The organism is Desemzia sp. FAM 23988 (assembly GCF_045528365.1).
Taxonomy (GTDB): Bacteria; Bacillota; Bacilli; order Lactobacillales; family Carnobacteriaceae; genus Desemzia.
The window spans coordinates 16,622-36,673 of record NZ_JBGQQS010000026.1; the positions used below are offsets into that span (position 1 = coordinate 16,622).

The 20,052-nt window shown below is 33.5% G+C and carries 20 protein-coding genes, 4 tRNA genes, 1 rRNA gene and 2 riboswitches; of the genes, 4 read left to right on the forward strand and 21 right to left on the reverse strand.

Annotation, left to right across the window (positions count from 1 at the left end):
• Nucleotides 1-76: 76 nt before the first annotated feature.
• The 4 genes from ACEN4L_RS11685 to ACEN4L_RS11700 all read right to left on the reverse strand — a co-directional run bounded on the left by ACEN4L_RS11685 (nucleotide 77) and on the right by ACEN4L_RS11700 (nucleotide 4,152).
• On the reverse strand, nucleotides 77-1,354 hold the full coding sequence (locus ACEN4L_RS11685; protein ID WP_407097464.1) for a hypothetical protein: 1,278 nt from the start codon (nucleotides 1,352-1,354) through the stop codon (nucleotides 77-79).
• Nucleotides 1,355-1,403: 49 nt separating this feature from the next.
• The gene (locus ACEN4L_RS11690; protein ID WP_407097463.1) at nucleotides 1,404-2,609 is read right to left on the reverse strand and encodes an AAA family ATPase; all 1,206 of its coding nucleotides are present in this window, start codon (nucleotides 2,607-2,609) and stop codon (nucleotides 1,404-1,406) included.
• Nucleotides 2,602-3,477 carry a hypothetical protein gene (locus ACEN4L_RS11695; RefSeq protein WP_407097462.1) on the reverse strand — a complete coding sequence of 292 codons (876 nt, stop codon included), beginning with the start codon at nucleotides 3,475-3,477 and terminating at the stop codon, nucleotides 2,602-2,604. Before ACEN4L_RS11695 ends, ACEN4L_RS11690 begins: the two co-directional genes overlap by 8 nt.
• A 426-nt stretch (nucleotides 3,478-3,903) precedes the next feature.
• A complete protein-coding gene (locus ACEN4L_RS11700) occupies nucleotides 3,904-4,152 on the reverse strand; it encodes an ASCH domain-containing protein (protein ID WP_407097461.1) in 249 nt (82 codons plus the stop codon).
• 276 nt (nucleotides 4,153-4,428) lie between these two features.
• Between ACEN4L_RS11700 and ACEN4L_RS11705 the strand changes: the two genes are divergently transcribed.
• Nucleotides 4,429-5,451: a hypothetical protein gene (locus tag ACEN4L_RS11705; protein ID WP_407097460.1), complete on the forward strand. Its 1,023-nt coding sequence runs from the start codon at nucleotides 4,429-4,431 to the stop codon at nucleotides 5,449-5,451.
• Between the two features lie 373 nt (nucleotides 5,452-5,824).
• Here ACEN4L_RS11705 and ACEN4L_RS11710 read toward each other — a convergent pair whose 3' ends face one another.
• The 7 genes from ACEN4L_RS11710 to ACEN4L_RS11740 form a co-directional block, all read right to left on the reverse strand.
• A complete protein-coding gene (locus ACEN4L_RS11710; RefSeq protein ID WP_024635240.1) occupies nucleotides 5,825-7,144 on the reverse strand; it encodes an IS1380 family transposase in 1,320 nt (439 codons plus the stop codon).
• A 150-nt stretch (nucleotides 7,145-7,294) separates the two neighbouring features.
• Nucleotides 7,295-7,762, reverse strand: coding sequence for a DUF5946 family protein (locus ACEN4L_RS11715; RefSeq protein ID WP_024635241.1), 468 nt, complete (start codon nucleotides 7,760-7,762; stop codon nucleotides 7,295-7,297).
• A 382-nt stretch (nucleotides 7,763-8,144) separates the two neighbouring features.
• Nucleotides 8,145-9,464: an IS1380 family transposase gene (locus ACEN4L_RS11720; protein WP_024635242.1), complete on the reverse strand. Its 1,320-nt coding sequence runs from the start codon at nucleotides 9,462-9,464 to the stop codon at nucleotides 8,145-8,147.
• A 145-nt stretch (nucleotides 9,465-9,609) separates the two neighbouring features.
• Nucleotides 9,610-9,867 (reverse strand): hypothetical protein, encoded by a 258-nt coding sequence (locus ACEN4L_RS11725; protein ID WP_407097459.1) that lies wholly within the window; start codon nucleotides 9,865-9,867, stop codon nucleotides 9,610-9,612.
• Between the two features lie 48 nt (nucleotides 9,868-9,915).
• Entirely contained in the window at nucleotides 9,916-10,233 is a 318-nt protein-coding gene (locus ACEN4L_RS11730; RefSeq protein ID WP_407097458.1) for a hypothetical protein, read from the reverse strand.
• A 312-nt stretch (nucleotides 10,234-10,545) separates the two neighbouring features.
• Nucleotides 10,546-11,571 carry a DUF6017 domain-containing protein gene (locus ACEN4L_RS11735; protein WP_407097457.1) on the reverse strand — a complete coding sequence of 342 codons (1,026 nt, stop codon included), beginning with the start codon at nucleotides 11,569-11,571 and terminating at the stop codon, nucleotides 10,546-10,548.
• A gap of 144 nt (nucleotides 11,572-11,715) precedes the next feature.
• Nucleotides 11,716-11,985, reverse strand: coding sequence for a helix-turn-helix domain-containing protein (locus ACEN4L_RS11740; protein ID WP_407097456.1), 270 nt, complete (start codon nucleotides 11,983-11,985; stop codon nucleotides 11,716-11,718).
• Between the two features lie 206 nt (nucleotides 11,986-12,191).
• Here ACEN4L_RS11740 and ACEN4L_RS11745 point away from each other — a divergent pair, with 206 nt between their 5' ends.
• Nucleotides 12,192-13,019, forward strand: coding sequence for a helix-turn-helix domain-containing protein (locus tag ACEN4L_RS11745; protein ID WP_407097455.1), 828 nt, complete (start codon nucleotides 12,192-12,194; stop codon nucleotides 13,017-13,019).
• 36 nt (nucleotides 13,020-13,055) lie between these two features.
• Entirely contained in the window at nucleotides 13,056-14,195 is a 1,140-nt protein-coding gene (locus ACEN4L_RS11750) for a tyrosine-type recombinase/integrase (RefSeq protein WP_407097454.1), read from the forward strand.
• Nucleotides 14,196-14,304: 109 nt separating this feature from the next.
• Here ACEN4L_RS11750 and ACEN4L_RS11755 read toward each other — a convergent pair.
• From ACEN4L_RS11755 to thiM, 6 genes are all read right to left on the reverse strand, one after another.
• Nucleotides 14,305-14,377 (reverse strand) — tRNA-Thr (locus tag ACEN4L_RS11755).
• Between the two features lie 30 nt (nucleotides 14,378-14,407).
• A tRNA-Glu gene (locus ACEN4L_RS11760) sits at nucleotides 14,408-14,479 on the reverse strand.
• A gap of 211 nt (nucleotides 14,480-14,690) precedes the next feature.
• Nucleotides 14,691-14,969, reverse strand: coding sequence for a GNAT family N-acetyltransferase (locus ACEN4L_RS11765; protein WP_407097453.1), 279 nt, complete (start codon nucleotides 14,967-14,969; stop codon nucleotides 14,691-14,693).
• A gap of 105 nt (nucleotides 14,970-15,074) precedes the next feature.
• A complete protein-coding gene (gene thiE, locus ACEN4L_RS11770) occupies nucleotides 15,075-15,701 on the reverse strand; it encodes a thiamine phosphate synthase (protein WP_407097452.1) in 627 nt (208 codons plus the stop codon).
• The gene (gene thiD / locus ACEN4L_RS11775; RefSeq protein WP_407097451.1) at nucleotides 15,694-16,506 is read right to left on the reverse strand and encodes a bifunctional hydroxymethylpyrimidine kinase/phosphomethylpyrimidine kinase; all 813 of its coding nucleotides are present in this window, start codon (nucleotides 16,504-16,506) and stop codon (nucleotides 15,694-15,696) included. Before thiD ends, thiE begins: the two co-directional genes overlap by 8 nt.
• Complete coding sequence (gene thiM, locus ACEN4L_RS11780) at nucleotides 16,503-17,246, reverse strand: hydroxyethylthiazole kinase (protein WP_407097450.1); 744 nt, start codon at nucleotides 17,244-17,246, stop codon at nucleotides 16,503-16,505. Before thiM ends, thiD begins: the two co-directional genes overlap by 4 nt.
• A 120-nt stretch (nucleotides 17,247-17,366) precedes the next feature.
• A riboswitch (TPP riboswitch) is annotated at nucleotides 17,367-17,464 on the reverse strand.
• A gap of 67 nt (nucleotides 17,465-17,531) precedes the next feature.
• A riboswitch (TPP riboswitch) is annotated at nucleotides 17,532-17,630 on the reverse strand.
• Between the two features lie 174 nt (nucleotides 17,631-17,804).
• Here thiM and ACEN4L_RS11785 point away from each other — a divergent pair.
• Nucleotides 17,805-18,716, forward strand: a complete 912-nt coding sequence (locus tag ACEN4L_RS11785) for an NADP-dependent oxidoreductase (protein WP_407097449.1) — start codon at nucleotides 17,805-17,807, stop codon at nucleotides 18,714-18,716.
• Nucleotides 18,717-18,767: 51 nt separating this feature from the next.
• On the opposite strand, the gene ACEN4L_RS11790 is transcribed toward ACEN4L_RS11785, so the two are convergent.
• From ACEN4L_RS11790 to rrf, 4 genes are all read right to left on the reverse strand, one after another.
• Entirely contained in the window at nucleotides 18,768-19,322 is a 555-nt protein-coding gene (locus tag ACEN4L_RS11790) for a YtxH domain-containing protein (RefSeq protein ID WP_407097448.1), read from the reverse strand.
• 406 nt (nucleotides 19,323-19,728) lie between these two features.
• Nucleotides 19,729-19,801, reverse strand: a tRNA-Thr gene (locus tag ACEN4L_RS11795).
• 41 nt (nucleotides 19,802-19,842) lie between these two features.
• Nucleotides 19,843-19,916, reverse strand: a tRNA-Asn gene (locus tag ACEN4L_RS11800).
• A 13-nt stretch (nucleotides 19,917-19,929) separates the two neighbouring features.
• A 5S ribosomal RNA gene (gene rrf, locus ACEN4L_RS11805) occupies nucleotides 19,930-20,045 on the reverse strand.
• Nucleotides 20,046-20,052: the final 7 nt, after the last annotated feature.

Sequence of the window (20,052 nt, forward strand, 5' to 3'; positions counted from 1 at the left end):
ATCCAACATTGTTATTTTTATAATAACGATGTTTATATTTTATATCAACTTTTTTGATAACTGTAAATTGATTAGCTTACAATGAACTATTTTTATTCCGTACAAATAAGGCCACTAAATATTGCCAGTATATTTCTTGTAATGTTTTATTCTCCCATTCTATTTTAAAATAGTCATCTAATTCTGGTTGAAGCTTTAGTAATAATAAGCATGCCCAAGTTTCATCGGATACACTATTCATCTGACTAGCTCCTGATAAGTTATTAATATAGGGAATAATTTCATTTAAATTAGGATAATTCTTACTCCTACTTAAATAACTTTGTATCTTTTCAACATCATATGAACGGATACCCTTAGTACTTATGTGGTAAGAAAGAAAAAAGGTTTCATTATAATCTAGTTGCATATTCTGAACATCTCTTGCATATTGATATAAGGTACTTTGTTTTATGCCTTGTAAAGATTTGAGTTTTAAATCTCTTTCATCATTAAATTTAACATCCCAATTTACAAAATCAAATATTTCTTGTATACTCCAATATTCTATCATTTCTCCATTCGCATAAGTTTCGTTTGTAATTTCTCTAGGATAACGTTCAATAACAGCACTCTTAAGTTCTTCTAAAAATAACTTATCGATATTTTCTTGGTGAGGCATTTCTATATTTTTCAACTCATTTTCCTTATCCTGAATAAGATTACTCAGTTTTTCATTCCCTAATTCAAGTTTAGAAATAATTATTCGTACTGGTTCTATAATATCTTTTTCTATCCAAATACCTACATACTGTATTTCCCCTAAACCATCCTCCATTTTTTCATTTTCTACACGGATTTCTAATACAACATCTCCGTCTGATTTCTTAAACAGCATGTTTCTTTTAAAACTAACATCCTCGAGATACACTCCCTTAGATATCCCAAACTTTTTAAATGTCCTATCTGTTGTTTTTAAAGTATGTGCAGTTGTTAAACTTCTTAATGCCCTAAAAAAATCAATCTTCTGACGTTCTTTCTCTCTATTTAGAGCATCTGCTTCATCTGGTTGCCCATACAAATCATTGTATCCGCTTTTTACAAGCTTAAGTGCATTTTGAATTTCATCAAAAGCATTTAAAATCTGATATGCTTTTACTATTAATTCATAATACCAACTACTATCGTAATCTTTGTTACTACTTATTTTATCAATAAGTCGATTTATATCTTGTGCTCCAAAATTAATATTTATCATAGCACTAAATAACAAAGACCTCTCTTCACATTCCTTATATAAATCGAAAAAACGTAAAAGTTTCTCTCTAAATTTATCATATTGTTCTAGATTAATCTCCTGAATCTCTTTAACCATTTTTACCTCCTTAATGTTTATCGACCTTTTAATAATTATATTGAACAAATCAACCCCATATTTTATCTTTTTTATCTCCATATTTTTCATTTATATAAGAAATAAATAAATTTCTAATCTCTGAATTCAAAATTCTCATATTGTCATACATATTAATATCTATTCTCTGTTTTAATTCAAGAGTAGTTAACTTTTTTAACTTCTTATTATACGCATTGTTAAATTCATCTACATACTTTGAAAACCGTGTAAACAGATAACTTTCTTTATCCTGGTAAGAAAGCGGACTAAACGAACAAATATAATTGAATCGTGATCTTAACTCTGGAGAGAATACTTCTTCAAACTTATTAGGCTCTATATTTGATGTGAATATGAATATATAACCGTTCAAATCTAAAATTTCCCCTTGAGAGTTTATCGCTATCCCACTTTCAAGCACCTCTAAAAAGTAATTGAATAGTGAAGTCGTTGCTTTCTCAAATTCATCGATTAAAATAATTCCCGTGTTTGACTGTTCAACTCTTTCAAATAGTTCCCCTGTTTCACTTCCAATATATCCTCTTGGACTTCCAATCAGACTATTTAAAGCATCTTGACTACTATAGTTTCCAAAATTTATTTTAGCTAGGGGTGTTTCACCGCCCAATAACTGGTGAAGAACCTTAGCCACTTCAGTTTTCCCAACACCAGATTCTCCCATGATAAAAAACGAATAAATTTTATTTTCATTCATAGAATTAAATATTTTAAACTCAATCAATTTACTTAATAATTCATCCTTAAATCTATCGTGACCTATTATTCTATTTGAAAAATTGAAAACTAATTTTTCAATATCTTCTCGAGAACAATCTACAATTTTCTTTTTAATCCTTATTTGTGTTTTTTCTTCTTTTATTTCTTTACGTGTTTTTGGACTTTCATAGACTCTAATTTTTTCAAATATATAACTTACTTTTTCTCTAAACTCTTGTGTGTCGTAATCAGTTGCAAAACATGCTTCACTTAGGTATTCTTCTACAAAATATTCAAATGCCAGTAAAAAATTACCACCAACTATTTCAATATTCTTCAATGCACTAATATCTATTACAACTTCGTTAAGATTTAATAAGCCAATCCTTTCACTAATATTCTCATAGTTAAAAATATCAATCACCGTACCAACACTGATCAATTTTTTCCCATCCGCTTCAATTTTTGTTTTCAAGCTCTGATAATCTGGTCTCTTAAAAATAGTTAATTCAGCCATTATCCTTATCCTTTTCTGAAATTATAACGTTTTGTAGTACAGCAATAGTGTCAATGAAAAGATATTCCTCATCTATTTCATTTGATGTTGCTTTTTCATTTGGTTTTTGTCTATATGTGGATGGCTCTATTACATCATTTTTTTCTTCTCCATTATTCTCTCCGATCGTTTTAAAAAAATTAAAAGTATTAGATAAATTTTTTTCAGTAATAATACCTTTATATATTCCTACAATCGATACTTTTCCTATTAATAAATCGTCAATTGAATAACTGCTTTGAAATTTATCTGTTAAAGGTATTTTTAACATAAACTTTTTATTATAAGAATCATCCTGGCTACCAGTTCCTGTAAGAATATAAAAATAATCACTTATCATAGATGTCATAAGCATATCGGGATTAACACTCATCCCTTCAATATTTAAATCTTTTATGTCAGTAATCGTACCTGGTTGCAACATTTTTGCTGCACGAACATCTTCCTCATTTTTGATTTTTAAAGAAACATTATCAATTTTTACAAGAGTTCCTTCATTAACTTCCGTTTCAGAAAAATTTTCATCATTAATTAATTCTAGTACTGCATTAAGTAAGATTGAATTAGATTGTATAATTTGAACATTACTCCGCATTCTCTGTATATTGCTAATTTCTTTTTCATTACTTAACCCAGCATTCACTGCCACTTTAAACTTAGTTAACCAAGGTACACTAGCATTCGCATCTGTGGTAACATCACCCTTTTTCCCTTTTCTTTCTCTGTTCTCTGATATATTTTCTCTTTCTTCAAAATCGATCACTTCATTGTTAGTTAAAGTTGCAATTTCAAAAGCTTTATCATAATTCATATAATAGATATTAAACATCCTTAAACCACCCTTTTGTTAAAAAATTTATTAAGTACTGATTCCTTATTGTATTATCATTCAAAATATTGTTTTTCGTATCTTCCGTTATCTACTACCTTCAACCTTGTTTTAACATTAATACATAGCTATAGATTAACAGTGTAATTTACAATAGAATATGAAAGAACGTTATACCGTGAAATTAACTTCTGTCAAAAGGCAACATTTAATCAATCAAGTTCCTTATTTCATAAAAAATTGACAAGAAAAGTATACTTATTTCTACAACCTGGACAGCTGCAAAGCTATATTGATATCTTATTTGATGAATATGATGGCATTTATGAACACGCAATATTTCTAGAAGATAAAGTGATTATACGTGAAGTCTCACATGAAGCTTGTGAAATTATATATTTTATTTTTAATATTCAATTCTAATTGCTAATGTTCCCCATTTTTTTCTTGCTCAAGAGTGTAAATTTCATATGTTCCATCTATCATTTCAGCCATTGTCCAATTTTTACAATCAAAGTCTTTAAAAGGAATATCCTCGTACATTTCTTTAAATGTATCATACATCCTTAGTTCTTTTACTTTTACTTCTAATGTTTCATCTTGTTCAGGAACCTTTATAAATTCAATTGTGTCCCAAACTTTTATTAGTCTTCTCTTTTCGTCATTTAAGCGCACCTCGATTTTTTCTTTCCTTTTTTAATTGATTCGAAATATTCTCGATACAAACCCATTTGATAAATCATTTGTTTTACCTCCACTATCTGTCTATAAAATGTTTATTATACAAAGTATTATCTTTTTCTCTTACTGGTTCTATTTTATACTACTCTATTAACTTAATGTACAATAGGAGTAGCAGTAAATGGAAAACTCAAGTTATCAAGACCTCCATCACTCATTAATTCTCGTACCATTTTATTTTCTCCAATTATAAGAAAGGATGTCTGTCAGATGATTGTTTTGAATTTTTATGGAAAGATCCCAACAACTCTATTATCAAATAAATTAAAGTTGTATTTTTGTAATATCCCGAAGGATTGGAAATCTATTATTCAAGATAAAATATATGAGGAAATCTGTCAGCAAAAAATAGATATTAAAAAAGATATTATTAATCATGGGTATTCTTATGATATAGATTATTCTCTTTCTTATTTACAAGAACTAGTTAAAAGAAACATTGAATCTCACTCTATGTATGATTTAAGCTCTATAAAAAAGTGTGTTAGTTGTCTTGTTGACAATATGATTTGTCTATTATTTGATTATCAAAACGAAGATATGCCTTTTTTTGATTGGAAAAACAATCTCTTCGATAGTAGGTTAAACGAAGGAGATTATGCAGAAAAAATTGTGAATTTTATTAATTTCCTTTACTTTAATATGCCTAATAAGCCTCACTTAGATTACATTTATTCTAGCAACTCTAGCCCTTTAGAAAAATCAATTATACTCCTTAATTTGAGTTTCAAACCTAGTATTGGTTTTAAAGCTCCTCTATCTACCAAAGAGATAATAGACCATATAAAAATCCTTGGAAACCAACTAGATCAATTCCTAGGTATAGAGAATGATTATTATAAATTAGATTATATTATTAATGCATTATATAAAGACAATGAGTATAATAATTATCACTATCTCAAAACATTTACACTCTTAGAAATGCTATTATTAGACTCTAAACAAAAAACAGCAGATATTGATAATTTATTAGTTCTTTTTTTAAGTAGCAAATATAAAAAAAATGCTTATCCAGTAGCAACTTTATTACGCCAAATGAGAAATAAGATTGGACATGGTGACTTTAAAGGCTTTAATAAAAAAATCGAAATATTCGCAGAGCAATTCATGACTGCATTTAATTTTGACTACAGTGAATATAGTAGATCAAATTGGATTTTACTATATTTATGTAGTTTAATAGACGATATACTTAGAGACTCTATTCTCCAAAAACTTGAGGCAAACTAAAAGATTTTTTTCTTGTGTCTATACTTTTCTCATACAAACGTTATCTATACTAACTCAAATTTTTCTATAACTTAAAGTAGAACCTACCAACAGATGGATAGAGTTTTACTAACTCTCAAATAAAAAAGGCACAAGTAAGATTATTACTTGTACCTTTTTTTTAATTATTTAATTTAACCTGAATAATTCATACTTCTAAATTTTTTGATTAAAAATACATTTTTTGTCGTAATTTTGAATTGGTTCTAAAAATTATATGTTTTTTGGGATTTTACAAAACATTTTTATCGAGATTCGATTTTTAGGGGCTATACACTTATTTTTGGGCATACGAATCCCTGGGCACTGGATATTTTTTAAAAAATGAAATCTATTAAATATAACATCGAATCCGTTGGATTCGCCTCAAGACGGCGTAAAATTCTGCTTGATAAACATGCGAACTAGAAAGTCTTAAATAGATCCGTCTCGCAGTGCTGACTAGCTTTCCGGCTACTTTGAATAAACGAAGACGAATGGTATTTACTTGAAGATTTTTCCAATTCTTTTCAAAACAGATTGTACGCATAAAATTGATAATATTATAAGCTATTACACTGATTATCATACGCGCGTGATTTTCGATGAACCGTGGACTATCCGTCTTGTCAAAATAGAAGCTGTTTTTGGCTTCTTTGATGTAATTTTCCATAGTGCCTCGCTTATTATACGTTTCAAAAACTCTCTTTGGTATGATGTTTTCCGAGAAACTGGTAATAATAAAAGTATGGTTAAAGAGTAACTCTCCAGCTTCTCGAGTTGAACGAATACATACTCGACGAGGTATAGTCCAAGAGCCGGCTTGATATGAAACAGAATGATAATAAGTTTCTTTCTCATCCCAAGGATGATTATCATCGTAGTAGACAAGTTCTTCAGCTAGACGAGTTAAATTTCGATTGCTCTTTAAACGAATCACATAGTCACAACCGGAGGCTTCACATAATTCATAGATTTCAGGTGTTGCGAAACCACTATCTCCACGGACTAAGATATCTGTCGTAGGAATTGCTTGGTGATAATGATCTAAGAGTGGCTTAAGAAATGTATTTACTCCATTGGAAGTATATTGGTTTCCTGAACGAAGTTTAGCTTTTAAAAAGTCACCAGTTAATCCATCAAAAGCGACTAATGGATGATAACCGTTCGTTCTATAATGGGCATTATAATCTGTCTGTTCTTGGCTACCGAAGGTATCTGAATGTGTAGAATCCAAATCGATTATCATATCGGTATCATTACGAATAAGTCGTGCTTGATCAATCAATACTTGGTTAAGTGTTTGTAAATCTTCAATTGTTTGTTCAGTAAATCGATCGAAAAATCGAGAGATAGAGGGCTGGGAAGCCCATACACCATCAGTCGAAAGAGTCTGTAATACTGGATCATGCTGTAAGATATTTGCTGATATATCAGCTTTATAGCCAGCGATAAGCTGAAAAAGTAATTGTTTCAGGATTTTATGATTATCATGTTGCCAGTAGCGGCGGTCTTCTTTAAACGAAACGAAGTCTTTAGAATGCTCTGTAAAATGAAAAGCATCCATGAATTCGTCGACCAGTGCCAAACCAGAATCACTCGATAAACGACCACCTGTATGAGAGACATATAAATTATTATTGAATTTTACTGTAGTTTCTTGTAAAGTAACCATTGAGAGGACCCCTTTCTATTGGTTGTTTGTCGTGAATTAACCATATCAGAAAGGGGTTCTTTTTTCATCACCTAACGGGTGATGAAGCAATTTATTACAAGTACTATAATCACAACGTTAATTAACGTTTTTAGAAAAATTATGAATTATTCAGGGTTTAAAAACACCATTATTTTGTAAATCGATTCGAACGTGCTTTCTCCATTCCTTGATATTATTTATTGCATTTTCTTCTCCGCCTAAGTATATACCTTCGATTGTCATCGGCCAATTTCTATATTGGCGTTTCCTTTCGATATTCGGTAAAGGGTTGGTTATTTTATCTATTTTTGAAACCAACTGCCGATTTTTACGAAGGATATAGTCGGTTGACCACTGATTATCATATGCATCAATAAATAATTCCACCATAAGTTTATATGCATTCTTTGTATAGTTAGAGGGGTGTTGAATCATATAACTAGCGACAAGCCAAAAGTGTAAGTCATACAATTCAGGGTCATTGTGTTCCCAAATCAATGGAAATTGAAACATTTCATAGCAGGAAAAGCCATCTGTTTCTCTTGCACCACATTCAATGCATCTTCCGTTTTTCATGATCGTATTGTTATCAACCATTCTAAACAGCTCCTTTGTATCAATTAAATTCACTTTTTATTGTACAGCATAACGCAGCGTAAAGGTCAATATTTCAGTCAAATTTTTTCAATAAAAAAAAGTGGCGTTGCAGTTCTGTAAGAATCTGTTGCCTAATTTCCTTAAAGATTCAAATATAACCTAAAAGTTTAGGATATATTTAATATACCTGAATAATTCATACCTCTAATTTCAGAGGCTGTTTTATCAATACTGTTATATTTTCTTTATCGTTTTCCATTTTCTATCCTAATTATTTATTTTTTTCGGTCTACTTAATTATTTTGAGACTTTTCACTTTTTGAACTCAAATTTTAGGCGCACTTCTCCCTGGGCCATTTAAACTTTTTAAAAATCAGGTTCTTTAAATGTACTGCCGAATCCTTTGGATTTTCCTGAATACGGCATAAAACTCTCGCTGATAAACATGAGAAATCGATAGTTTTAAATACATTTGTCTTGCAGTGCTGACTAGTTTTCCAGCCACTTTGAATAGACGGAAACGGATTGTGTCCACTTGGAGTCCTTTCGATTTTGGCTCAAAACACAAGGTGCGTAAAAAGTTAACCAGATTGTACGCCAACAGGCTAATCATCATGCGGGCCTCGTTTTCAATGAATCTGGGACTATCTGTATTATCAAAGAAGAAGCTGTTCTTGGCTTCTTTAATGTAGTTTTCCATGGTACCGCGTTTATTGTAGGTTTCAAACACTCTTTTAGCTGAGATGTTTTCTGAGAAATTCGTGACAATAAAGGAATGCTTAAAAAGGAGTTCGCCTACTTCTCGAGTTGAACGAATACACACTCGACGCGGTTTGAACCAATAAGCTGCTTGGTAGGAAACCGAATGATAATAGACTTCTTTTTCATCCCAAGGATGATGATTATCATAGAACACAAACTCTTCCGCTAAACGATATAAATTCCTATTGGCCTTTAGCCGAATGACATACTGATTTTCGTATAAGTCGCATAAATCATAAACATCCGGTGTCGCGAAACCACTGTCTCCACGAACGAGAATATCAGTGGTTGGAATCGTTTGGTTATAATGTGCCAATAACGGTTCAAGAAATTCTTTGACCCCGTTGGTAGTGTATTGATTTCCTGATCGAAGCTTGGCTTTTAAAAAGTCGCCAGTCAAGCCGTCAAATGCCACTAAAGGATGGTAGCCATTCGTTCCATAATGTGCGTTGTAAGCAGTTTCTTCTTGATGACCGAAGGTATCCGAATGGGTAGAGTCTAAATCGATAATCATGTTTGTATGGTTACGAACCAAACGGGCTTTGTCAATTAAATCCTGGTTGAGTACTTGAAGCGTCAGAATTGTTTCGACCACTACACGATCATAGAATCGAGAAATGGATGATTGAGAAGCCAACGGCTCATCAGTTGATAACGTCTGTAATACCGGATCATGCTGTAGAATATTTGCAGCAGAGTCGGTGCTATAACCGGCTACAATTTGCAGCACTAACTGTTTTAAAAGCTTGTGATTCGTATGCGTCCAATATTTACGGCTGTCGTTAAATCGAACAATCTTTTTAGAGAGCTGGGTAAATTGGAAAGCATCCATTAGTTCATCAATTAAAATCAAACCAGAATCACTTGATAAACGAGCACCATCATGAGAAACGATTAAGTTATTGTTGAATTTCACTGCATTTTCTTGTAAGGTAACCACTGAGAGAACCCCTTTCTATGGTTGTTTGTGGTGAATTAACCATATCAGAAAGTGGTTCTTTTTTCATCACCTAATAGGTGATGAAGTAAGTTGCTTTAAATACTATTAAATCAATGTTTAGAAACAATATTAGTAAAACTATGAATTATTCAGGTTTAATATTATTTTTTTCAGCAATCTCAATAAGCTTCTCATAGTCTTTCGCAGCTACAATAATATTCTTTTCTTTCTCAAATAATAAAAATTTTTGTTTGAATTGAATAAATTCTTCTGAATTATTTAAGTAGGCATCCACAGCTTGGTTTACAATATTAACAATTTTTAACCCCTTAAACGCAGCATACATTTTTATTTCTGAGTATCGTTTATTATCAATCCTAACTATATTATTGTTGTTGCTCATCCGTAACATCCTCTCTACATAAATAATATCCACTTTAAAATTTATTTATTAATAATCTAATTCATCCAAATTGACATCATCTATATCAACACCGCTTGACATAAAATGGAATAAGCGGTTATTACTATCAATAAACTCTTGTAATTTTGATTCTTGTTTATCAAGTGTAGATAGTAGTTCATCGACCGCCAGATTAAATTTTTTCTCTTTCTTTTCCATTAAACGCAACTCACAATCATTTTGTATTAACATTTTCAAGTACTCGGTTCTACTAAAACTTATTCCTAATTCTTTGCTTAATGTCGCAGCTTTTCTTTCTATTTCTTTAACATAAGCTGCCTCTACTCCTCGAATTAAAATATCCATTTGTTTCATCCTTTCACTTAATAACTTAAATTCGTAAAGAGCATAAGGGAACCCGATATCACCTAACTAAGTTAGGCGATAAATAGGCTGTGCCTATTGGGTTTCTAAAAGATTTTGAGTGGTATCACATTTTAAGCCTTTTCCATGTTTTATCCATTCGATATTCCGACATTTCCATGCTTTATCCATGCGTTTTTTTCCTCTTTCACCCTTCCTCCATGCTCTTTCCATGCTCTATTTTTAGTGTTTTTTGCTATTACATTTGATTAAATACTCTTATTTTATTAAAAAGTTTGACCTTAAAAAATATGTTTATGTGTATTGTTCTACTTTAAATCTGTTTGAGTAATTAAATTCCATAGTCATAGGGGCATTGTAGATTGAAGTAATTAAGTACGATCGAATATTCCTTATTTCAATCTTTAGTTCCTTCAAACTTTCCAAAACGTATTCAATATGAAATTGATTTATTTCTAAAAACCTTTCCTTTACCAATTCAATATCATACGGAGTACTATTGACTTTAACCGTACCCGATTGCTGATTAAATACATCAACCATAATGGATAATATTTCTTTCAGAGCATTTCTATCTATCCTCTTATCAGTCATTAAAATGTCGTAGGAAATATTTTGTTTAATAATCTCCTTTATTTCTTTTATAGATGGATAGACACGATAGGATTCTCCATTAATTAAATTTGAATCCTTTGATATAATTTTTGAGTTAGTCTCTGTAGTACTCTTTGTATACGTCTCACCAATATTGGAGTGAAGCCTATCTTTTATTAGTGGGGTATCTCTCTCTTTTTGGTTAGGTGACTCACTTTTATTGGTGATATCAAAATTATTTGAATTTTGAACCCTAGAAGAGTTTTTATCTTTTACTGGGTAAATCTCTGGAAAGGTCATTTCGAGTAGTCTAGGAACGTTTAATTTAAGAAACATTACATTATTTAACGGTGTACCATTTGCAGCTAGAAAGTTTCTTGTAATTCTCTCAATTACTCCGCACTGTTCTAATCGCACAACTGCATTTCTTGCCGATCTCTTGCTTAATCCAAACTGTTTTTCTAACTGACCATAGCTTCTTTGTAAATAATCATTATCGGAGAATTTCTTCTTCAATCCCACTTCTTCACCTGTCTCTTCACTTCTTACAATAGAGGGCCTGTACCAATAAAGAATATCAGCCAAAATAACTATAGCAGGTAAATCTGGTTTACCTTTTTCATTTGTAATCGTCTTATACCAGTTTTGTGGGATGATGTTACCGGTAATATTTATACCTCTCAAGGAATCAACTATCTCATTCCCAGTAGAATAGATATAATTCAACAATAATCCCCCTTTCAATTGAAAATTTGATTCATTCGAATTAAAATGGGAGTAGAAAAGGCGTCGAATCTTTTTCTATTCCCATGCGTTCATTCGTATGGGATTTTCTTTTTATTTTCTACTAATCTTTTCTCGCTGACCCTATTAATTTTTAAATTTTTGAAACATATCATGAAGATCATTAATATCTACATAAATTTTCCCTGAGATAACAATTCTTGGTAACTCATATTCTTGAAACCACTTATTTACGGTATTTCGACTGCAATTAAATTCCTCGTATACCTCATTAAGAGTTAAATACTGTTTTTGTCTTCCTAATTGTATTTTTACTTCTTCAACTAGTTCATTGGCCAATTCTCTTAAATATTCATTTGCCTCTGCTGTAATATCAATTTTTAACTCTGTAGCCATTTCCTCACCTCTATTCAGTTGGATTTCAAAACTTTCCTAATCATAAATGTTCAGTTTTTTAAATTACTGAACGCCTTATATGACCAATATACATCAAAGTAAAACTTTTGACAAGACTTTTATTCAGTTTTTATATTTACTGAACGAATCTGATTGCTTATGATTTCATTTAATGGTATTTTATGAATAGGAGGTGATAAAGTAAGATGGATAGTTTAGTCATACAAAATAATATTTCAAATTTAAGAGCGGCATTAGATTTATCCTACGCTAAATTTGGAAGTATATTTGGCAATACGTCTGCACCAGCAGCTTTGAACTGGGAGAGTGGGGAATCTATTCCACCAAAAACAAAGTTACAACTTATAGCGGACTTTTGTGGGGTTTCATTTGAGAATTTCACATCTAAAATGCTCTCAGAAAGAGAACTAGAAGTTATTAAGTCTCTTTATTACTACGGAGATACTATTATTTATTTAGGAAGCGATACGTTAAAAAAAGAATCACAAACGGACGATAAAATCATTTTCAGCAATGAGCTTTACTTTGGATTTAATCAAGGTAATATCAGAAATGCATTCGATATTAAAACTATTTTTACTTACGATCCTGCTTACTCTTCAACAGTTACCGTTGATTTTGAACCAATATTTAATTCAATGAATGAAGAGTTTCTCTTAGATTTTAATCAGTTGTTGGGACGTTACATTTATGTGAGCAATAGAAAACATTTTGAGGAAATTTTTTTTGATTCTATTTATGCTTTGTATGGGTCTCTTACTAGCGCAATGCAACAAGAGATACGGTATATATCTATGCCTATTTATGAGGAGAAAGAAACGAGTTATGAAGATTATCATATAGCATATCAGCAATGGAAAGGAGCATCGAATAACAAAATAGAGATTAACCTACTTTTATTTGCGATGGAGTACCTTGATTACGAGAAAACAACATTTTTCTGGCCCCAATCGTTTTTCAATAAAAATGGTAAAGCTCTTTTTACAGATTATCTCGAGTTAAAATACAATTAAATCTTTTTCTCGCTGACCCGAGAAAGGAAAATTGTAATGGTAAAATTCGAAAAATATATAAAGAAAGACGGTAAAAAAGCGTGGATGTTTAAAGGGTATATTGCCACTGATCCCTTAACTGGAAAGAAGAAACATGCTACTCGGCAAGGTTTCCATACCAAGCCAGAAGCTAATAATGCTTACTTAAAACTCCAACGTGAGGTTCTAAAAGGAGAAAATATAAACAGAACTCAAAAAAGCTTTGAAGAAATAGGAAACATGTGGCTTGAACAGTACGTAAATACAGTAAGAGAAAGCACCTATCGTAAAACAAAGGAAATATTAGAAGTTCATGTCTATCCTATTATTGGGAATAAGAGAATCAATACAATCAGCTTGAACATGTGCCAAGTAATGGTAAACAGTTGGGCAAAAAAATATGTTAAATTCTCTACCTATGCTAGCTATACTTCTAAAGTATTCAAATTTGCTATGAAACATGATCTTATTGAGAAGAATCCAATGGAGTTAATCACATTGCCTCGTAAAGAAAGAAAAAAAGAGGAAAAAAGCTTTTATATGGTTGAAGACCTAAAAGTATTCTTTGACTGTTTAGAAAAAGAAAATGATTTGAAAAAACATGTTTTTTTCAGGCTTCTTGCCTTTACTGGAATGAGAAGGCAAGAGATTCTTGCTCTAACTTGGGCAGATATTAGTATAGAGGAATGTATGGTGAACGTTAATAAAGGTTTAACCGAGGATATAAACAAAAATGTGGTGGTTGGTCTTACAAAAAATCAATCTTCTAATCGCTTAATCGGTATTGACGAAACAACAAGAGATATTTTATCTAAGTGGAAAGAGCTCCAGTATCAAGAAAACATCATAGCGAATCGAGTTATTAAAGAGGAAGAGCAGTTTATCTTCAACAACAAAGATAATAAGCACTACCATACTGGCAGTGCTTCTAGGTGGCTAAAAGAACTCATAAAGAAGTACGACTTAAAACCGATCACTCTTCATCAGTTCCGCCATACTCATGCTAGTTTGTTATATGAATCCGGAATGGATATTAAAAATATCCAAAATAGATTAGGGCACTCTACGATTGTAACTACCCTTAATACTTATACTCATTTGAACAAAAAGGCTTCAAATGACGTTGGTGTATCATTCAAAAACTACGTAGGTTTTTGAAAAAGGTTGGTGGAAAGTTGGTGGAAACCACTTTCCACTAAAAGTGGATAAAAAAATAGACATATCAAAAGCCATGAAAACCTTGATATATCTATCTTCTTTCGTATTATGCCGGCTGCAGGACTTGAACCTGTGACCCCCGCGTTACGAGTGCGATGCTCTACCAACTGAGCTAAGCCGGCGAACGGTATAATTATTAAACTTGGTTAGGATGACCCGTACGGGATTCGAACCCGTGTTACCGCCGTGAAAGGGCAGTGTCTTAACCGCTTGACCAACGGGCCTGATAAGCATTTGAGTGATAAGCACAAAATGAATTATATAAAATATTTTCTATAATGTAAAGAGAATAAAGCCTTTTTTGCATCTTTTTTAATTTTTTTTTAATAGTTATTCATTACTGCTTTGTTTTTTGAATGTTTAACACAAAAACTCTAAAATCGATCTCGTTTTAGACTATTACTAAAAAGATCGATTTTAGAGCCTAGCTCATCTTTATTTCGCTATAATATCTTGATATTTATCAGATTTCCGTTCAAATAAACTTACTACATACGGACACACAGCAACCATTTTTTTACCTTCTGTTTCCATTTCTTGGACTGTACGATCTACTAATTGTTCAGCAACGCCTTGCCCTCTTAAACTTGGGTCAACAAATGTATGATCAACCAGTACTTTATCTTCACCGGAAGGTATATAGGTAATTTCTGCAATCATTTTTCCACTTTCGTCATTTTTATAAAAGCGATTATCCCCTTTTTCAAACTCCATTGTTCTTCCCCCTTTCTTCAATCAATGTCATTTTAGCATTTCTTATTTACTGCTTCCAGTTTGTTCATCCTTTTAATCCTACTGCACAAGAAAAATATTTTTGCATCAGCTGCTTTTTTGCAACTTTTCTACTGTCTGTTTTAGGTCTTCACTGCCACAGATAGCAGATATGACGGACACCCCATCTGCTCCCGAAGCACGAATTCCAGCTGCATTTTCTTCCGTGATACCACCAATACCTACTATTGGAAAAGTACCAAACTGTTTTCGTATCGTACGTATGCAGTTCAATCCTACTGGGGAGGCAGCATCTTTTTTAGACTGTGTTGGATAGATTGGGCCAATTCCAACGTAATCTGCTCCATTAACTATAGCCTGTTCCATTTCTTCAACATTATGGACTGAAACACCTACAAGGTTTCCTTTTACTCTCTTCCGAAAGGCTGTCAAGGCTAAATCATCTTGTCCCACGTGTATACCATCAGCATTTAATTGTATAGCAAGCTCAACATCGTCATTGACAATAAAAGGTACTTGGTACATTGCACACAATCTTTGACATGCTTTGGCAAAATCTACATAGGCTGAACCAGTCAACGCTCCTTTTCCTTTCTCGCGTAACTGAAAACAGGTTATCCCTGCCTGCAAAGCTTCTTCGAGTGTTTTCAATGGGTCTTTTTTGCAATTCACTGTACCCATGACAAAATAAATAGTTAAAATACTTCTATCCATTTACTTCTACCTCACATATTCCTTGGTTGCATTTGTAAGCAAAGTGGTTCGTCGGCCCATGACCGTGACCAATATAAAGCGGTGTAGAAACAGCTAGTTGAATAAATTTTTTCGCTTCAACGATCGCTTCTTGCATGGATAGTCCTTTCGCTATATTGGCTGTTAAAGCAGCAGAAAATGTACAGCCTGTCCCATGTGTATCTTTTGTTTTCACACGATTGGTGGTCAATTGAAAAGACTGCTCGCAAGTGTATACTCTATCAATTGCCTGTTCTTCTTCTAAATGTCCACCTTTGATGACAACACATTGAATGCCCATTCGCAACAGTTGTTGTGCTGCTTTTTCTATATCTTTCGTATTTTTAATACGAATACCTGTCAGCACTTCTGCTTCTGGGATGTTTGGGGTGCAAATGGTGGTATAGGGAAACAGCTTTTCTATTAAAGTTTTTGCTGCTGATTCTTGCAATAGCTTTGCTCCGCCTTTTGCAATCATCACCGGATCAACGATAAGCGGTATATTTTGTTTTTTTAGGATTTCAGCTACCCCATCAATTATTTCAACTGAAAACAACATCCCCGTTTTGATAGCTTTTACTGAAAAATCATCTAGTACAGTTTGGATCTGTTGTTGCACAAAATATGGCGGTACTTCATAAATATCATGTACACCCAGTGTATTTTGATCTGTTAATGCTGTAATGGCTGTGGTCCCAAATACCCCTAACTCTTGAAATGTTTTGAGATCTGCTTGAATCCCAGCTCCCCCGCCTGAATCTGATCCTGCAATCGTTAATGCAATCATTGTCCTGCCTCCGCTATCTTTTGCAGAGCATTCATAAATTGTACAGCGAATGTCCCCACTTCATTTCCACTCTGTTCAGCAGCTTGTTTATACGCTTGTAGAGTGGTGGCTAATTGATTGAATGAGGCTTCTTTTCCACTCGCAAGCGAAGCTGTACAAACAGCGCTTAATAAACACCCCATACCTGTAATACGTGTAGCAATTTCGTTGCCTCCAGACACGTATCGCTCTTCTTGACCATCCGTTAAATAATCGGTTTCTCCTGTGACGATGACTTGACAGCGATACTTCAAGGCAATTTCTCGCGCTACTTTGGAAACAGGCATCGCCCCTATGCCGCTGTCCACTCCTTTTTGATGCCATTCTTTACCTGCAATTGCGGCTAGTTCTCCTGCATTGCAGCGGATCAAATCAACCTGCATTCTTTTTAAAAGTTGTTGCACCACTTGTTTTCGATAGCTTGAAATACCGATTCCTACAGGATCCAGTACAACAGGAACTCCTAACTCATTTGCTTTTTTTCCAGCTACCAACATCGTTTGGATAGTGCGGTCATTTACGGTACCGATATTGATCAATACTCCTTGAGCAGCTGTCACGACATCAGCAACCTCATTCACTTCATCCGCCATAATAGGAGAAGCTCCGATAGCAAGTAATCCATTAGCCGTAAAATTTGCCACCACATAATTAGTGATACAATGGACTAAAGGAGCTGTTTGTTTGACTCTTGATAACATTTATTACACCCTTTCCTTGGTTTCTCTAGCTTATTCAAATAGGCTGATCTCAATCCTCCTTTATAGAACGTGAGCACAAAAAAAGGCTCTACAAATATGCAGAAGCCAAAAAAGTGTATAAGAAACTCACTATTTGCTCCCTACGTCAGTATGAACTAACAGGTTCAAAGGGTCAGGTTTTACCTTCTCAACACGACTGTGTCCCCCCGCAATTAAGCGTTTTACAAAAGAAAAAGCTCCCCAAATAAAATTGGAGAGCTCAGTACGAATATAGTCGTTAGAATACATATGTACGATTGTGCTCCCTACGTTAGTGTTAACTAACAGGTTCAAAGGGTCAGGTTTTAACCTTCTCAACACGATTATGTCCCCCTGCAAAACATTTAATTACTTATAAGTTTACTATAGATAATAAATTTAATCAATCACTTTACTGTCTTTAATACACCGCTCCTCGTTCTCTTTTAAAGTATAAAAGCCTCATTATTTGTGGTCTTAAGATAGCAGTGTTAAAGTAATCATAACTAGAGAACCAATCAGAGAGAGGAGTACCTTTTTATGAAAACTATCGCGATTAAAGAATTTGGGTCAGCTGATCAATTAAGAGAGATGGAAATGGAGAAGCCTTCTATCAAAGATGATCAGGTATTAATTGAAGTTCATGCTTTCTCCATTAACCCCGTTGATTGCAAAAGACGTTCCGGTAAAATGGGCGGCAAACTTCCTATGGTGCTTGGTGGTGATGTCGCTGGTATCGTAAGTGAAATTGGTACAAATGTCACGAATGTAAAGCCAGGTGATCGTGTATTTGCTAATGCATCCAAAACTTACGCTGAATATGCCCGATCTCGCGCCGAAGTAACGATTAAAATCCCTGATAAACTCTCTTTTGTGGAAGCAGCTGCAATTCCATTAGCTGGACAAACCGCTTGGGAAGCTTTAATAGATAAAGGACAATTAAGGGATAATGAAAAAGTCTTGATTCACGCAGGGGCTGGCGGAGTAGGCTCATTGGCTATACAAATTGCTAAACATTACAAAGCTTACGTTATTTCGACAGCCAGTGAGAAAAACAAAGCATTCCTTACTTCTCTAGGCGTGGACTATTTCATTGATTACAACAAAGAGGATTTTGAAAAAGCAGTCAGTGATGTCGATCTCGTACTAGACCCTTTAGGAGGCAAAACTCAAGAAAAAAGTTTCACTGTTCTAAAAAAAGGCGGGCGCTTAGTTTCCTTAGTACAAGAACCGGATGAAACTACATTAAAAAAATTAGGGATGATAGGAATTATTTTCAGTATGACCCCCACAAGCGAACGCCTGCAAACCTTAGCTGATTTACTTACCAGTGGAAAAATCAAAGCCATAGTCAGTCAAACTTACCCTTTTACAGAAGAAGGGGTACGTAAAGCACATGAACAAAGTGAAACAGGTCATACAAGAGGAAAAATCGTGATTAAAGTAAAATAAACAAAAAGATGGAGTCAAGAATTTTTCTTGACTCCATCTTTTTGTTTATTTTTATTGGTTCTCATCTAATAGATCTTTTTCAGAATCATAATCTAAATCGTTGAGAGTTTCATCCAACTTATCTGCAGGAATCGTTTGATCTTCATTAGGTTCTGCTGATGTCCCATGAACGTTTCCATGCGGAGCTTCCATTTCGTCAGAATATTTTTCTTTTAAGTCCTGAGCTTTCTCTTCGCCGACCTCTTTCCATTCCTGTGCTTTTTCTACTCCTACTTCTTTCCATTCTTGCCCTTTTTCCATTCCAGTATCTTTAACGTCGGTAAATTTATCCTTAATATCCGAACGTAATTCTTTCCCAGACTTAGGCGCAAATAACAAGGCAACTAGTGCACCTGCTAAAGGCAGAGCAATCATTTTAGCCACTTCCATATGTTTTACCTTGGCAGGCATCGCCTTAGTAACCCCTTTAGCAAGTTTGGCTTTGGTCTTCATACTTGGTTTAGCCATATGGTGCATATGGTGTGTGGAAGGTAAATAGTCTTTCGCTGTATCGTATGCATCTTGAGCATAATCGGTTCCCATGTCCATCAATTTTGTTAATTTCATACTATTCGTGCTCCTCTCACTTCTTGTTTTTCCTGTATTCCTATAAGTGTTTACATGATTATCATATAACAAATATAGAATTCTCTAAAGTAAAACGCACTCAAAATATACGAGATCACTTTCTAGACAGTTTTAAAAAGTATATTTCTAAAACTAAATGCAGACCAATCATCTCCTAAAACACCTTAATAAAGTCGTAACACTTTCCCATTTAAAGTAAGCGCTTTCATAAATGCTCAATGTGGTAATCATCATGAATTCTACCGTCTTCAGTAACTTCATCTTTCACATCAAGGTCATTATCACATCAAATAACTATTTATGAACCTAAAAAAGCTGCAGTTTGATTAGTAATTAGAAAATGAATTCCAACTACATCAAACTGCAGCTTCAGCTGTTATATATAAGCCACTTGCCGGATTCGAACCGGCGACCTCTTCCTTACCATGGAAGCGCTCTACCGACTGAGCTAAAGCGGCATTTAGATTAATGCGCTTTAATTTTGGATAAAAAAAAAGAACTCCGCAAGTAGGACTCGAACCTACGACATCGTGATTAACAGTCACGCGCTACTACCAACTGAGCTATTGCGGAATAATTTAAATATGCGCGGCAACGTCCTAGTCTCACAAGGGGAAACCCCTCACTACCTTCGGCGCTAAGAAGCTTAACTACTGTGTTCGGCATGGGAACAGGTGTGACCTTCTTGCCATCGTCACCACACATATGT